At 49.5% G+C, this 15,433-nt stretch carries 10 protein-coding genes; 8 read left to right on the top strand and 2 right to left on the bottom strand.

The annotated features are described in order from the left end of the window. Window positions 1-44: 44 nt before the first annotated feature. Together ABIE50_RS22780 and ABIE50_RS22775 are read right to left on the bottom strand one after the other, a co-directional pair. Window positions 45-830, bottom strand: a complete 786-nt coding sequence (locus ABIE50_RS22780) for an SDR family NAD(P)-dependent oxidoreductase (RefSeq protein WP_209859345.1) — start codon at window positions 828-830, stop codon at window positions 45-47. Between the two features lie 68 nt (window positions 831-898). Further along, window positions 899-1,801: an AraC family transcriptional regulator gene (locus ABIE50_RS22775; protein WP_209859347.1), complete on the bottom strand. Its 903-nt coding sequence runs from the start codon at window positions 1,799-1,801 to the stop codon at window positions 899-901. Window positions 1,802-1,964: 163 nt separating this feature from the next. On the opposite strand from ABIE50_RS22775, the gene ABIE50_RS22770 reads away from it, so the two are divergent. The 8 genes from ABIE50_RS22770 (at window position 1,965) to ABIE50_RS22735 (ending at window position 15,427) form a co-directional block, all read left to right on the top strand. Continuing rightward, on the top strand, window positions 1,965-2,570 hold the full coding sequence (locus ABIE50_RS22770; protein ID WP_209859348.1) for a sterol desaturase family protein: 606 nt from the start codon (window positions 1,965-1,967) through the stop codon (window positions 2,568-2,570). A 58-nt stretch (window positions 2,571-2,628) separates the two neighbouring features. Beyond that, complete coding sequence (locus ABIE50_RS22765) at window positions 2,629-3,795, top strand: DUF5005 domain-containing protein (protein ID WP_209859349.1); 1,167 nt, start codon at window positions 2,629-2,631, stop codon at window positions 3,793-3,795. A 97-nt stretch (window positions 3,796-3,892) separates the two neighbouring features. Next, the gene (locus ABIE50_RS22760; RefSeq protein ID WP_209859350.1) at window positions 3,893-7,123 is read left to right on the top strand and encodes a S41 family peptidase; all 3,231 of its coding nucleotides are present in this window, start codon (window positions 3,893-3,895) and stop codon (window positions 7,121-7,123) included. Between the two features lie 165 nt (window positions 7,124-7,288). Continuing rightward, the gene (locus ABIE50_RS22755; RefSeq protein WP_354028134.1) at window positions 7,289-7,843 is read left to right on the top strand and encodes a sigma-70 family RNA polymerase sigma factor; all 555 of its coding nucleotides are present in this window, start codon (window positions 7,289-7,291) and stop codon (window positions 7,841-7,843) included. Window positions 7,844-7,918: 75 nt separating this feature from the next. Further along, window positions 7,919-9,058 (top strand): FecR family protein, encoded by a 1,140-nt coding sequence (locus ABIE50_RS22750; RefSeq protein WP_209859352.1) that lies wholly within the window; start codon window positions 7,919-7,921, stop codon window positions 9,056-9,058. A 278-nt stretch (window positions 9,059-9,336) separates the two neighbouring features. Further along, the gene (locus ABIE50_RS22745) at window positions 9,337-12,885 is read left to right on the top strand and encodes a TonB-dependent receptor (protein ID WP_354028133.1); all 3,549 of its coding nucleotides are present in this window, start codon (window positions 9,337-9,339) and stop codon (window positions 12,883-12,885) included. 18 nt (window positions 12,886-12,903) lie between these two features. Continuing rightward, complete coding sequence (locus tag ABIE50_RS22740) at window positions 12,904-14,325, top strand: RagB/SusD family nutrient uptake outer membrane protein (RefSeq protein WP_209859353.1); 1,422 nt, start codon at window positions 12,904-12,906, stop codon at window positions 14,323-14,325. A gap of 19 nt (window positions 14,326-14,344) precedes the next feature. Further along, a complete protein-coding gene (locus tag ABIE50_RS22735; RefSeq protein WP_354028132.1) occupies window positions 14,345-15,427 on the top strand; it encodes a redoxin domain-containing protein in 1,083 nt (360 codons plus the stop codon). Window positions 15,428-15,433 lie beyond the last annotated feature (6 nt).

Raw genomic sequence — 15,433 nt, 5'->3', positions numbered from 1 at the left:
GTTTAGCAGAGATGTAACTGATACATCCCTGCTAAACATCATTTTTATAATCGCTGGCCTCCAATGGCCAGGCCCCCGTCTACCAGGATACTTTCCCCTGTAACAAATGATGCCGCCGGGCTGCTCAGCCACAACACCAGTTCAGCTACTTCCTCCGGTTTCGCAAAACGGCCAACAGGCGCATGTTTCTTAAATGGTTCCTGTAAGGCTTCTGCATTCTCCGCCGGGAAGAAACGGTCGAACATAGGCGTATGAATATACCCGGGCTGGATATTGTTTACCCTGATCCCCGCTGCCGCCGTTTCAAGCGCAAGTGCCCTGATCAAACCATCGGTGCCCGCCTTACTGGCGGAATATACGCCGGAACCGGCAGCAGCGCCGCGGGCCAGCCAGGAGGAAGTGTTTACAATAGCCCCGCCGGTGCCCTGTTTCTTAAACTGCTCAATTTCGTATTTACACGATAACCACACGCCCTTGAGGTTGATGCCGATCACTTTGTCAAATTCTTCCTCCGGTGTTTCTTCTATCAATGCAAAATGCCCTTCAATGCCGGCGTTGTTAAAGGCAATGTCCAGCTGCCCGAAACGATCCACGGTAGTGGCTACCAGGCCTTTTACTGCAGCGCTTTCCGATACGTCGGCAGCTATAAAATGTACATCTGAACTGATCTGTTGTAAATGTTGTAATGCCTTTTGCCCCTCTGTTTCCCGGCGGCCGGCAATTACTACTTTTGCGCCATTGCGCAGAAATAATTCCGCTGTTGCCAAACCTATACCGGTAGTGCCTCCTGTGATCAGGGCTACTTTATTTTTTAATGTTTCCTGTGCCATATGTTTTTATTTATGACACAAAGATAGCGGGCAGGGTATCCACGGAATTATGAGGATCAAACAGGTAGTTATGAAATGGAAACAACCGCCTTCCGGAATTGATTGGGTGTTTGTCCGGTTTGTTTTTTAAAGAAGATGTTGAAATTGGAAGCATGCTCAAAGCCCAGGCAATAGCCAATTTCCGCGATATCACAGTTGCTGTGCAGGAGCAACGCCTTTGCCTCCGCGGTTATTTTCTCCGAAATCCATTCGGTGGTGGTTTTCCCGGTGGTTTCTTTTAATGCGCGGTTCAGGTGATTGGTATGAACAGCCAAATGCTCTGCAAATTCATTGGCGTTCTTCAGCCGGATCACCTGGTGAGGCGGATCGAGCGGGAACTGCCGCTCCAGCAGCTCTGCAAATAATTTACTGATCCGTTGCGAAGCATTGCCGGCCTGGTAATAAGTGTCGGGCGGCTGCATTTTGAGCGCTTCATGCATAATGATCTGCACATAGCTTTTCAGCAGCTCCTGCTTATTAATATAGCCGGAGTTCATTTCCCGCAGCATGTTTTCAAATATCTGCCGGAGGAAGTCCAGCTGCCCTTTACCAGGAAAGAAGATATGATTGCCACCGGTCTTAAACAGTGGCGATTGTGCCAGGCTACCGTTCTTTAAATGTGCGTCTATAAAGTCTTCCCGGAACAGGCAAAAATACCCCGCTTGCTGAGCAGTAAGCGGTTCCCAGGAATAAGGGATCATCGGGTTCATGAAAGATAAGCAGGCGCCTTCTATCCGGATGCTCTTATCTGAATAAGATAAAATACCGCCACCCTGTGTAATGAGCGAGATCTTGTAAAAATCCCTCCTGTTAGACGGCAGGTTAGTGGTATTGCAGCCAAATTCCTCCAGCCGGTTCACACTGAACTGCCCGCTTGGATACTCCTGTCCATGCAACGCGAAAAAGGACGCTGCGCTTTCTTTTGCTTTCATGCGGGTAAAGTTATGAAATTCAAACGGAACGATCACAGCTCCGGGTAAGCTCCTTTTTTCAACAGCTCAACGGGCCAATCCCACAGTTCATGAAAAATTGGATGGCCATTGTTCATGGCTGTTGCATTTTTACGACGGATGCTTCGCACAAAAACAGCCGCATATGAAATTCGAAAAAGTGCATAACAAAGGACAGGCGCAAATTTTCAGCAACAGGTACCTGGAGCTGCTCACCAAAACGAATCCCCTCGTCATTTTCGGGATATACCTGCCGGTGATAGGCTATATGCTCTACCACAGCCGCACGGCCTTACACTATTCCTGGTTAAAGATTGGCCTGATCTACATAGCAGCAGTATTCGGGTGGACGCTTTTTGAATACCTCGCTCACCGGTTTATTTTCCACTGGGTAAGCGGGCATCCGCTGGCAAAGAAGATCACTTATACTATGCATGGTAATCACCACGAATACCCGCGCGACCGCCAGCGGTTGTTTATGCCGCCGGTGCCCAGCCTGATCATCTCTTCTTTTCTTTTTGCTGTCTTTTATTTACTGATGCAACATGCGGCCTGGGTGTTTTTCCCGGGCTTCATTTCCGGTTACCTGGCCTATGGAAGTATGCACTACGCTATCCACGCATGGGCGCCGCCGTTTAAATGGCTGAAACCCTTATGGCGCAATCATCACCTGCATCACTATAAAAATGAGGAACTGGGTTTTGGTGTGAGCTCCACGCTGTGGGACCGCGTGTTTGGCACCATGTTCTGATCACCGGGATAACCGCCTCCGTTTCTTATCTCCCGGAATAAATATTATTTTACGGGAGATGATAACGCTGTTAACCATACTGATCAGCAACTGCTGCGCGGAGATCCGCCCGGATAGCCTGTCGCCCCGCAGCACAGACACCATCCATCTCTCGTACACCGTAGCGCCGGCGAACGACTGGAACGCGCTTTTCATCCGTGAATCCGGCTGGTTTGGCGGCGACGGCATCTTCAGCATTCCCCTGAACGGAGTAGACACCGCCGGTGCGGCCGATAGTACCCTGTTACTGTTCAGCGACAGCATGACGGGTACCATCCGCGATGGCAAACTGCAGCCGGATGTAGCGATGATCCATAACTCCGCCGCGGTGCTGAAAGGAAATGAGCCGCTGAAAGAAAATATCAGTTTCTGGTGGAATGCCGGTCCAGCTGCCGTGTTTGAACCGCATACCCCCGCCGCTATAAAAGACGACTATTACTGGCTGGGCGATGGCTTTGTGAACCACGCCAAAGGGAACGATATTTATATCACCGCCTACCGTATCCGCAACATCAGCAATAAAGATTTTGGCTTCGCAGAAACAGGCAATGCCTTTATTGTATTACCCGCCGGCAGCAAGCCGCCTTTTACCAGGTATCGCCAGCTTGATACGCCCTTGTTCCTGCCGGGCGCCAACAATGAAAACAGCTCTTTTGGCGCCGGTATTTTTGTGAATACCCGGGAGGCCGGCGCACCTGCGCCGGACGGCTACGTGTATGTATATGGCATCAAAGGGCAACAGAAGGAAGTGCTGGTAGCCCGTGTGTTACCGGCGGATATAGAACATTTTGAAAGATGGCGCTACTGGAACGGACAGCAATGGGGCACGGATATTCGACAGGCGGCTGCCATTACAGCGCATGCCTCCAATGAGCTGAGCGTAACCCCGCTGAAAGATGGCCGTTATGCCCTCATTTGCCAGGTAGACGGTATGAGCCCTGTAGTAGGCCTGCGGCTGGGGCTCAGCCCTGCAGGCCCCTTCGGACCGGTCATCAACATATGGGAGTGCCCCGAGGTAAAAGAAAACAAACATTTCTTTGTATATAACGCCAAGGCTCATCCGAATTTATCAGGGCCAGGAGAATTGCTCATCAGCTATAATGTGAACGCATTTGATTTTTTCAATGAGCTCGCCATACAGCCACAACTGTACCGTCCGCGTTTTATAAGGCTTATCTTCCAATAACCACTGGTCACTATCCTGCTTGATTAAAAGCGGTTATTTTTATACATTGGCGCACCAGCTCGCTACAGCTGCCTAACAACAAATCAGAACAGCGCTTATGAAGAGATTACTATTTGGGTGCGCTGCCATTCTTATGGCCGCCACCACCTATGCCCAGGAAAATGCCCTATGGCTGAGGAATCCGTCTATTTCCCCGGATGGCAATACGATCGCCTTCGGTTATAAAGGAGATATTTACCGGGTAGATGCGAAAGGAGGAGTGGCCGTTCCGCTCACCATCCATGAAGCCCACGACATGCTCCCGGTATGGAGTCACGATGGCAGATACATCGCTTTTGCAAGTGACCGTTACGGTAACTTCGACGTGTTTGTAATGCCCGCTGAAGGCGGCGCACCACTGCGTCTTACCAGCAACAGTGCCGGCGATTTCCCGTACGATTTCACTGCAGATAACAAACAGGTGCTCTTCGGAAGCGCACGCAATGCACCTGCAGCCAGTGTAAGGTTTCCTTACCGCCTTTTCAGGAATATGTACACCGTTCCTGTAACCGGCGGCCGCGCTACACTGCTTAGTGCAGCCGGCGCAGATGTGGCGCATTACAACAAGGCAGGTAATAAACTGATCTTCCAGGACAGAAAAGGATATGAAGACCCGATGCGTAAACACCATGTGTCTTCCGTAACCCGCGATATATGGATAATGGACATCGCTAAAGGCAGCTACGAAAAAGTATCGGAATATAACGGGGAAGACAGGGAACCGGTTTTTGGTAATGGCAACGATATTTATTATCTCAGCGAAAAAGGCGGTATCTCCCAGAACCTCTTCAAAGGATCTGTTACTGACAAAGCCAGTATGCAGCAGCTTACCAACTTTACCAAACATCCCGTACGCCATCTTTCAAAAGCAGATAACAACACCCTTTGCTTTACCTATAACGGTGAAATATATACGCTGAAAGAAGGGGAGCAGCCACGCAAACTGGAAGTACGCATCTTCAACGATGGCAGGGCCGGTATCGTGAAAAATGTTCCGGTAAACGGCAACACCACTGAATTTGCCATGAGCCCCGACGGAAAACAAATGGCATTCGTAGCAAGGGGAGAAGTGTTTGTTACCAGTGTGGAAGGCAACCTTACCAAACGTATCACCAACACGCCCCAGCAGGAAAGAATGGTGCAGTGGTCGCCCGATGGGAAACACCTCATCTATGCCGCAGAGCGCAACGGCAACTGGGACATCTATCAAACTACGAAAGTACGCAGCGAGGAGCCCTATTTCTTTGCTGCTACGTTGCTGAAGGAAGAACCGGTGATTGCTACTACTGCGGAAGAGTTCCAGCCGGTTTTTTCCCCGGATGGAAAAGAAATTGCTTACGTGGAAAACCGTAACATACTCAAAGTATTTAACATCGCTTCCGGTAAGAGCCGCACACTGCTGCCCGCGGGCCGCAACCATTCCTACTCGGATGGCGATTGGAGCTTCGAATGGAGCCCCGACGGTAAATGGATCGTTACAGATGATCAACAGGGTTACTTCAGCATAAAAAACGCTACGCTCATCCCCGCCGATGGTAAAGGCGCCTCTATCTATCCCGTGAACAGCGGCTTCGGTGAAGGTAATACCAAATGGGCCGCCGGCGGAAAAATGCTCACCTGGGCCAGCAGCCGGGAAGGTCGTAAATCACTCGCCAAACAAGGCAGCCGGGAAGTAGATATCTACGCGGTTTTCTTTGACCAGGAAGCATACGACAACTACAAACTCTCCAAAGATGAATTCAATCTCCTGAAAGAAAAGGAAGCCACCGGTGGCAAAGCGGCGAAAGACTCTGCACTGAAAGCCAAAGATTCTGCCGATGCGAAAAAAGGATTCCATCCCGATTTCAATAACCTCGAAAACAGGAAAGTAAAGCTCACTATCAACAGTGCCTCTATCAGCGATTATGTGCTCAGCAAAGATGCCGGTAAACTGTATTACATGGCCTCTTTTGAAAAAGGATACGACCTCTGGGTAACAGAACCAAGAACCGGTGAAACAAAGATCCTCGCTAAATTGGGCGGCACACCCGGTGGCATAGAGCTTAGCAAGGATGGTAATACGCTTTTTGTGAGCAACCGTGGCAGCGTGGTAAAAGTAGATGCGGGCAGCGGCAAAATTACGCCGGTATCCATCAGCACCGAACTGTCGCTTAACCAGGACGAAGAACGCAAATACATTTTCTGGCACGCATGGAAACAGGTGAAAGAGAAATTTTATGATCCTACTATCCGTAACATCGACTGGAAAATGTATGGCGATAACTACGCCCGCTTCCTCCCGCATATCAGCAACAACTACGACTTCGAAGAATTGCTCAGCGAACTGCTGGGAGAACTGAACGGTTCCCATACCGGCGGCCGTTATTCCCCTCAGCAAATGAATGGCGATGCTACGGCATCGTTAGGTTTACTGTATGATGAAACCTCTGCTGCCGATGGTTTGAAAGTAGATGATATCATTGCCGGTGGCCCATTCGATAAGGCTGCCAGCAAACTGAAAAAAGGTAATATCATTGAAAAAATAGATGGAGAAAGCATCACTGCTAAATCCGACTGGGCATCTTTACTGAACCGTAAAGCCGGTAACAATGTGCTGGTAACCATCTACAATCCTGATACCAAAGCCCGCTGGGAAGAAACCGTGAAACCCATTTCCTCTGCAGAAGAAAATACGCTCATGTATAAACGCTGGGTGGAACATACGCGTGAAATGGTAGATAAGCTCAGTAACGGGAAAGTGGGTTATGTACATGTACAAAGCATGAACGATGCCAGCTATCGTTCCGTATACGATGAAGTAATGGGCCGCAACCGCGATAAAAAAGCCCTCATCGTGGATACCCGCTTCAATGGCGGCGGATGGCTGCATGATGATCTCTACAATTTCCTCAGTGGTAAAAAGTATCTGGATTTTGCACCACAGGGCGAACGGCTTAAAGGCGGCGAGCCCACCGGTCAGTGGCAGGCGCCGAGTTGCGTGATCATGAGTGAAGGCAATTACAGTGATGCATTCATCTTCCCTTACATTTACAAACAAGGGAATATCGGTAAGCTCATTGGCATGCCCGTACCGGGTACAGGCACCGCAGTTTGGTGGGAAACACAGATAGATCCAACTATGGTGTTCGGTATACCAATGGTAGGCACTATTGGCAAGGAAAACCGCCCCACTGAAAACCTGCAGCTGGAGCCGGATATCCGGGTGCCGCTTCCTTATGAAGAATTCCTGGCCGGCAAGGATGCCCAGCTGGAAGCTGCCGTAAAAGAGATGTTGCTGGAAATTAAATAAAATGGGTTATGAATAAACGGGCCCCTGTAGCGTTTTGCTGCAGGGGCTTTCTTTTTTCCCACCCCTTGTTTCTCTTACCCATAAACCTTAGCTTTGAGTGAACAATAATCTCTGTATATCAACCAATCATTAATTATTGCAGCCAGTTTTTAGATTTAAAAAGAGATGATGACCGATTACGCGTACTATGCTGATGAAGAGCTGGTTCAGCTGATGGGTAAAGATGATCACAACGCCTTTACAGAAATTTACAACCGTTACTGGAAACGTTTGTACGTGCTGGCTTATGACCGTCTGCGTTCCCGGGAGATGGCGGAAGATGTGGTGCAGGACGTGCTTACCGGTTTATGGCAGCGCAGAACGCAAACCATTATCCGGTCCCTGCCCGCTTACCTGGCCACTGCCGGCAGGTATGCGGTATTTACCCAACTGTCAAAAATGATCCCCGTAACCGCCGTAGATGCTCTCCCCGAAGCAGTGCAGGCGGTAACAGACGATACCGCCCAGGTGCATTTCCTGCAGCAATCCATGCAGGAACAGCTAAAACAACTGCCCGAAAAATGCAGGATCGTATTCGACTACAGCCGGAATATGGGTCTCTCCAATAAAGAAATAGCCACGGAACTGAAGATCTCCGAAAAAGCCGTGGAAAAGCACATTACCAAAGCCCTGCAACGTCTGCGCCTCCAGTTCCGGAATTACTTTCACGCCTTCTTTTAAATTTTTTTTTAACGGAGGTAGGGAAGTGCCCTTATTTCCAGACATACTATAAAGGACCCTGTAAATTACACACGGATGGAAAGGAATGAACTGGCCATACTATCAAAGAAGTACCTTGCCGGAGCGGCCAGTGATGAGGAGAAAGATTGTTTGCTGCAATGGTACAACGCTTATGATGAGGAAGCCTTAACAGCATACCTGGCTGGTCCGGAAACGGAAGCAGACCTGGAACAACGGATGCGCCACCGCCTGATGGCAGCCACAGCTCCGGAGGTGCGGGTAGTGCCCATACGCCGTAAAGGATGGAAGGCAGCAGCTGCGGTGTTAGTGCTGGTAACGGCCGGTGCAGGTTTCTACATGTGGCAATCAGGCAAAAAACAGGTGCTCGCGGAAAAAGCGGTGACCATCACGCCGGGAGGCGATAAAGCCACGCTCACACTGGCGGATGGAACAGTGGTAAACCTGGACAGTGCAGGCACGGGAGTGCTCACCGTACAGGGCAACAGTAAAGTGGAAAAAACCACGCACGGGCAAATCGTATATAAAAGCAGCAACGCTGATGCATCAGTTGTCAGTTACAACGTATTGCGCACGCCCCGCGGCGGACAATATAAGATCACGCTGCCGGATGGTACGGATGTATGGCTCAATGCCAATTCATCCGTAAGCTATCCTACCGCGTTCAACGGTAAAGAAAGGGAAGTGGGTATCACCGGTGAAGTTTATTTTGAGGTAGCAACAGATGTGGAGCGGCCTTTCAGGGTAAAGGTCAATAATAACATGGATGTAATGGTGCTGGGCACGCATTTCAATATCAATGCGTACCCGGATGAAAATACCATCAACACCACCCTGCTGGAAGGAGCCGTGCTGGTAAGAACTACCGGCGCTATGCGCCACCTGAATCCGGGGCAACAGGCAAAGGCTACACCAGCCGGTGATGGGATCGTTAAGGTGGGGAGGGTAGATGTGAACAGCGCCATCGCCTGGAAAAACGGCTATTTTTCTTTTGAAGATGCTGATATTCCCACCGTAATGAGGCAATTATCCAGGTGGTATAATATAGAAGTAAAATACAGTGATAAAATACCGGAGGAAACATTTACCGGGGAAATAGGAAGAAGTCTTACACAGGAGCAGCTGTTGAAAGTGCTGTCACAGGCAAAGATCAACTTTAAAGTAGAAGAGGGGAGACGGATCATTATTTATCCATAAGTAAACCAATAACCAACCATAGCTGATACCACCAATGTCGGCAAATAACCAGTGCTGCGGGATCTGAGCCCGCGCAGATAGCTATCCAGTAATATCATGTTATGAATTGATGAGGTCCAACGGACGCGGGGGACCTATGTTCATCCATAAAAAAACCTGGTGTCAAGATTGGCGTCCGCACCAGGTTTTTGATCAATGGTTAACCCGATTCAGGAAAGCTTTTCACTGCCTGCAAAGGCGGGTGAAAAACATTTGTCAACCAAAAACCAATCTAAGGTATGAAAATTAATGTTGTTCGCAACAGGCAGGGACATTTCCTGCCACTGGTTCGTTCACTTGATAACAGCAGGTTCCCCGGACCAGGAACCAATTATGTAACCAAAATCTGGCGAGTAATGAGAATGACCGCGGTTCTATTAACGGTACTGGCTTTACACGTTTGTGCCAGTGGAGTTTCACAAACGGTCACTGTTTCCTGCAAGGAAATGCCGCTACAGCAGGTGTTCAGCGTAATTAAACAACAAACCGGCTACGTGTTCTTTTACCGGAGTAGAGATTTGTCTGATGTAAGCCCTGTTTCAGCAGAGATCCGTGAAATGCCGCTAAAGGTGGCCCTCACAAAACTGCTGCAGGATAAGCCGCTCAGCTTCGACATTGAAGGCAACACCATCGTAATTTCCAGGAAAACCATCTCCCAGCCGGAACGTAATGCCGGCGGTGAAATGCTTCCACCGGAAGATGTGCGCGGAAGGGTAACGGATAGCAAAGGCAATCCCATCCCCGGCGCAACTATCCGTATGAAAGGCAGTAACATCGCCACCGTTACCGATCAGGGAGGTTTTTTTATACTCCGTAATGCCAGCTACCGCGCGGTACTGGTGATTTCCTGTGTAGGCTTTGAATCCAAAACATTCAGCGTAGGCGGCAAAGCTACCATTGAAGTGGAGCTCAATGCCAAAGTGGACGACCTGAATCAATACGTGGTAGTGGGTTATGGCAGCACCAAAAGAAAAGACCTCACCGGCTCAGTAGCTTCTGTAAATGTAGAAGAAGTAAAAAATGTTTCTTTCGTAAGCATCGATCAGGCCCTTGCCGGTAAAGCTGCCGGCGTACAGGTAACACAGGCCGACGGCTCCCCCGGAGGCGTTGCCAAGATCCGTATCCGCGGCGGTACCTCCCTGCTCGGTGGCAACGATCCCCTCTATATTATCGATGGTGTACAGGTAACCATACAGAACAGGTATCTCCAGAACCAGGCGGAAGTGGTAAACCCGATAGAAAGAGCCGGCAGCGATGATCCCAATAACGGGGTAGGAGGTTCTTTCACCCGTGGGCTCAATAGCCTGGCAGGTCTTAATATCAGCGATATTGAAAGCATCGATATTTTGAAAGATGCTTCTGCCACTGCTATTTATGGTTCCAAAGCAGCCAACGGCGTTATCATCATCACCACCAAAAAAGGTAAGCTGAACCAGAAACCGGTACTGGAAGCCAACTACTATGCCGGCATAAGTTCGCCCATCAAAGAAAAACTGCTCAACGCAAAAGATTATCTTTCCCTGCTCACTGAAGCAGCTGTAAACCTCAACACCGCCCGCGCAGAGGCAGGCCAGGCGTCCAGTACAAAAGCAGATAATATCATTAATAACCCTTCCAGTCTTGGTACTGCCAACACCGACTGGCTGGGCCTCGTGCTGCGCAACGCGGTTTTGCAGAATGCTGATATCTCCGTTCGGGGCGGTGGCTCCGGCTCCCGTTACTACACCTCCCTGGGCTATAACAAACAACAAGGCGTGGTACTGGGAACAGATTTCTCCCGTATCTCCGGTAAGATCAGCCTGGATAACGAAATCACCAACCGGTTGCGCATCATCACCAACCTGGATTACGGGTTCACAAAAAATAATATTACCAACGGTATTTATCCAGCGGCATTCTTTGCACCGCCTACCTTGCCTGAACGCAATCCCGATGGCAGCTATTACCGCTTCCTCGGCTCGCAGATAGGCGGGTACGACTACCAGGGTAATCAAAACCCTATGATCCTGCTGGATGGTATCAACGAAGCCAAAACATCTTCCCTGCTGGGATCCCTTTCCGGGGATTATGATGTGCTGAAAGACCTGAAGTTCAGATCTACCCTCTCTGTTAACTATAACAACTATCACCAGCTGAACTATGTACCCAGTTCCGCTGTGATATCTTCTCCCAACGGTGTGGATGATTCCAACGGCGGCACAGGCTCACAGGGCCAAACAGAAGATGTAAACCTCTTCTTTGAAAACACCCTTACCTGGGATAAACAGTTTAATAAAAATAACCGCTTAAACCTGCTGGGCGGCACCTCCTGGCAGAAATACCGCTATAATTCCTTTTCCGCCAGCGGACAAGGTTTTCCGGACGATAAATACCTGAACAATCTGTCTTCAGCAGCAGTCACCTTACCATCTACCGGTACTTCAGGGCAGAACTCACTGCTCAGCTTTTATATGCGCGCTAACTATGCGCTGAAGGAAAAATACCTGTTCACATTCACCGGCCGTTCAGATGCTTCTTCTAAATTTCCGAAAGACAACCGCGTGGGTTACTTCCCCTCCGGTGGTGTGGCATGGCGTATTTCCGAAGAACCATTCATGAAAAAAGCCACCTGGATCAATGAGCTGAAACTGAGGGCCAGCGGCGGTTACACCGGTACGCAGAATTTTGGGGATAATCTCTACTATACTTTATACACGCCCGGCTCCTACGGCGGTACAAATGCACTGGTACCAACACAACTGGGTAACGAAAAAATTAAATGGGAATCAACCCTGCAGAAAGACCTGGGCCTCGATTTCGAAATGTTTGGCTCCCGCCTCCGCGGTGTGCTCGGCTACTACGAAAAAAATACCACCGGCTTGTTAATGGCTACACAACTGGCGCCAAGCAGCTCTTACAACAGCGTGATCTCCAATTTTGCCACTATCGATAATAAAGGGCTGGAACTGGACCTGCGCATGGATTTCATTAAACGTAAACAATTCCAGTGGACAGGCGCCATCAATGTTTCGCGCAACAGGAGCAAGGTAACAGATATCGCCGGCGACTTTACAAACGCCGGCAGCGTTGACTCCTACATCCAGGGCAATACCATTGTAAGAAAAGGAGAGCCCCTGGGCCTCTTCTACGGCTATGTAATGAAAGGCATTATCCAGGATCAGAAACAACTGGAAGACTATAAAAAAGAATTTACACTGGCCCGGTATTTTGCGCCCTATCTCGGTATCGGCGACCCAATGTATGAAATAGGGGACAACGGGTTCTTTAAAAGTGACGTGATAGGGAAATCACAACCGGATTTCTTCGGAGGCTTTACCAATACCTTTACGTTTAAAAATTTCAGTCTTATCACCCTGCTTACATTCTCTTATGGTGGAGATCTGCTTTATCTCACAGATATCCAGAATAAATATTTCGACAGCTATGCCAACAGGGGCGTAAGCATCAAAGGCCGCTGGACGCCGGAGCATCCCAGCAATACCCGCCCGCGCCTGATGCTGGGGGAAAACGCCACCCCAACTTCCAGCAACGATGTATACGACGGCTCCTATATTAAGCTGAAATCCATTACGCTTACCTACCAGCTGCCGGCAAGAGCAGCTTCCTCCATGCACATCAGGGAAGCTTCCATGTACGCATCTGCTACCAATTTGTTTACTATCTCAAAGTACCCGGGGCCTGATCCGGAAGTGAGCAACAATCCCTATAGCCTGATCAATGGCGCCTCGGATGTAAGCACTTTCCCCACCACAAAGCAGTTTAACATCGGTCTCCGTTTTGGATTTTAAAACAACAAAAAAGATTTTATGAAAAGGATCATATATACTTTACTGGGCCTGGCATTAATGGCCGGAACCGCCTGCAAAAAGGAGCTGGGTAAATTACCGGAAAATGCAAAGGTGGATGGCAATACCATCATCGACCAGCGCACCTCTGAAATTGCCCTCAACGGCGTGTATTACCGCTTCGCCAATGTGGATGCCGCTAACAACGTAACAGATTGGTTTGAGCATGAAGTGCCTCCTGCCATGTTTGCAGGGTACATGGGATACGGCTACGGAGAGCTAGATGAAGAGAATAATAACTACGCCAGTTACTCTTCCGGCGGCATATACTGGACTTCCTCTTTTCAACTGGTAAACGCTGCCAATGGCGTAATAAAAGGCGTATCCCTGCTGGAGGATAAGGCTTTTACCGGTAACCGGAAAAAAGAGATACTGGCGGAAGCACGGTTTCTCCGCGCTTATGGTCATTTTAAAATACTCAGTTATTTCGGCCAGTGGTTCGATCTCAGCAGCCCTTACGGCGCCCTGCTGCGTGATGAATTTGTAACGGTAGCTGCTACCGCAAAAGCACGCAGCTCGGTGAAAGACAGCTACGATGCCATCCTTGCAGATATAGACGACGCCATCGCGAATGCACCGTCGGAAAATAAAGCCTTCTATGCTACCCGCTGGGCAGCCATGGCCCTCAAAATGAGAGTACTGATGAGCCATGGCCAAACGGCCGATTACCCGGTGGTCACCGCATTGGCCGACAGCATCATCCTCCGCAGCAAATATGCGCTGGAACCGCAAATGAAAGATCTCTTTTACACGAAAGGTCTTTCCAGCTCAGAAGTAATTCTTGGTGTCAGGTCACAGCAGAACCAGGAGAGCTATTACTATGTGCTCAGCCGCCAATACTGGCCGGGCGCCTCGTCGCTCTACACCGCCAAAAAAGCGCTGAAAGATCTCCTGGCAAATGATCCCCGGGGCGCCTGGATGGTAGGAGAGGCCAACCCTTATACAGACAATACCTTTTACTTCCTGAAATATATCAAACAGGGAAATACCCCCACTGCTTTATCAGAAACAGGCTATGCTTTCCGTTTAACAGAAGTATACCTGCTGAAAGCGGAAGCCATTGTGCGCGCCGGTGGCAGCATTGCTGATGCCCGTGCTATTCTTAAAAATATTATGGGTCATGCCGGCGTTACAGATTTTTCTGCAGCAGATAATGCCACTACGGTGAATGAAATGCTGAAGCAATTATATCTTGAAACTTCCCGCAACCTGGTGGGTGAGGACGGACAGGAATGGATGTCGCTGTTAAGGCTCCCTTCTTCCCTCATCCAGGAACTACGGCCAACCGCAAACGATAAAGTAAAATATATTCTGCCCATCCCACATGCCGAATTCCTGAACAACCCGGCCTTTGGTGAGCAGAATCCCGGTTATCAGCAATAATCACCATTAAATAACTAATATGAAACTCCACACACCCATCATGTTTGCCACACTGCTGGCGGCAGCCTGCAGTCAGCCCAAAGTCCCATCCGCCAGCATTACGGCGGAACTGCGGGGACTAAAAGATTCTGTCGTTTTCATCTCCATACCCATCGCCGATTCGGCTAAAACAGACACGGTGCCGGTAAAGGACGGCCGCTTTACCTGGACAGGCAACATCACGGAACCACAGAAAATATTCATCGGTACTTCCTCCCGTTACCTGGAACTGTTCATGGAAAATGCGGCTGTACAAATAAACGGCAACATCGATTCCACCGACCAGGTAAAGATCACGGGGTCGGCCACACAGGACGCATATGAAGCCTACAGGAAATCGATCGCCGATATCACCAGCCAGGAAGACGCCCTCTATCCAAAGTTTGAGGAGGTGAAAGACAACGACTCGGCGAAAGCCGCACTGGAAGCCAGCCTGGAGGCCCTGCGTGAACAGAGGCATGATCGTGCCAAAGCATATATCAAAGCACACCCTGAAAGTGCTGTGAGTGTGAACATGGTGGCCGATATGGCGGTAATGGGAGAATATGCATCGGTAGATAGCCTGTACCGCGTACTCACACCGGAAGCGCAGCAAACGGCAACGGGTGTACGACTGGCAAAGCGCCTTGCCGTGCTGAAGAAAAGCGCCCTCGGTCAGCCCCTGATCGATTTTACCCAGGACGATGTAGATGGTAAACCCGTTCGCCTGTCCGACTTCAAAGGTAAATATGTACTGCTCGATTTCTGGGCCAGCTGGTGCGGTCCCTGTCGCGCTGAAAACCCTAACGTGCTGAAGGCTTACAACAAATTCAAAGACAAAAACTTCACCGTCCTCGGCGTATCCCTCGATGATAAAGCCGACAAATGGAAAGAAGCCATTAAACAGGACGGTATGCCCTGGATGCAGGTGTCGGACCTGAAAGGCTGGCGTAATGAAGTGGCGCAGGAATACGGTATCCAGGCGATTCCTTTTTCATTCCTGATAGATCCGCAGGGCATCATTATCGCTAAAGAATTAAGAGGCGCGGCCCTGCATGCGAAACTGGCTGAAATACTGAAATAAAACAAA

The sequence above is a fragment of the Chitinophaga sp. OAE865 genome (genome assembly GCF_040546735.1).
GTDB lineage: Bacteria > Bacteroidota > Bacteroidia > Chitinophagales > Chitinophagaceae > Chitinophaga > Chitinophaga polysaccharea_A.
The sequence above is the reverse complement of the archived record's forward strand: the minus strand, read 5'-3'. Positions and strand labels throughout refer to the sequence as shown.

Bases quoted from the DNA above. Each gene is read 5' to 3' on its own strand.
- ABIE50_RS22780 (WP_209859345.1), bottom strand. From the start codon at position 830: ATGGCACAGGAAACATTAAAAAATAAAGTAGCCCTGATCACAGGAGGC.
- ABIE50_RS22775 (WP_209859347.1), bottom strand. From the start codon at position 1,801: ATGAAAGCAAAAGAAAGCGCAGCGTCCTTTTTCGCGTTGCATGGACAG.
- ABIE50_RS22770 (WP_209859348.1), top strand. From the start codon at position 1,965: ATGAAATTCGAAAAAGTGCATAACAAAGGACAGGCGCAAATTTTCAGC.
- ABIE50_RS22765 (WP_209859349.1), top strand. From the start codon at position 2,629: ATGATAACGCTGTTAACCATACTGATCAGCAACTGCTGCGCGGAGATC.
- ABIE50_RS22760 (WP_209859350.1), top strand. From the start codon at position 3,893: ATGAAGAGATTACTATTTGGGTGCGCTGCCATTCTTATGGCCGCCACC.
- ABIE50_RS22755 (WP_354028134.1), top strand. From the start codon at position 7,289: ATGATGACCGATTACGCGTACTATGCTGATGAAGAGCTGGTTCAGCTG.
- ABIE50_RS22750 (WP_209859352.1), top strand. From the start codon at position 7,919: ATGGAAAGGAATGAACTGGCCATACTATCAAAGAAGTACCTTGCCGGA.
- ABIE50_RS22745 (WP_354028133.1), top strand. From the start codon at position 9,337: ATGAAAATTAATGTTGTTCGCAACAGGCAGGGACATTTCCTGCCACTG.
- ABIE50_RS22740 (WP_209859353.1), top strand. From the start codon at position 12,904: ATGAAAAGGATCATATATACTTTACTGGGCCTGGCATTAATGGCCGGA.
- ABIE50_RS22735 (WP_354028132.1), top strand. From the start codon at position 14,345: ATGAAACTCCACACACCCATCATGTTTGCCACACTGCTGGCGGCAGCC.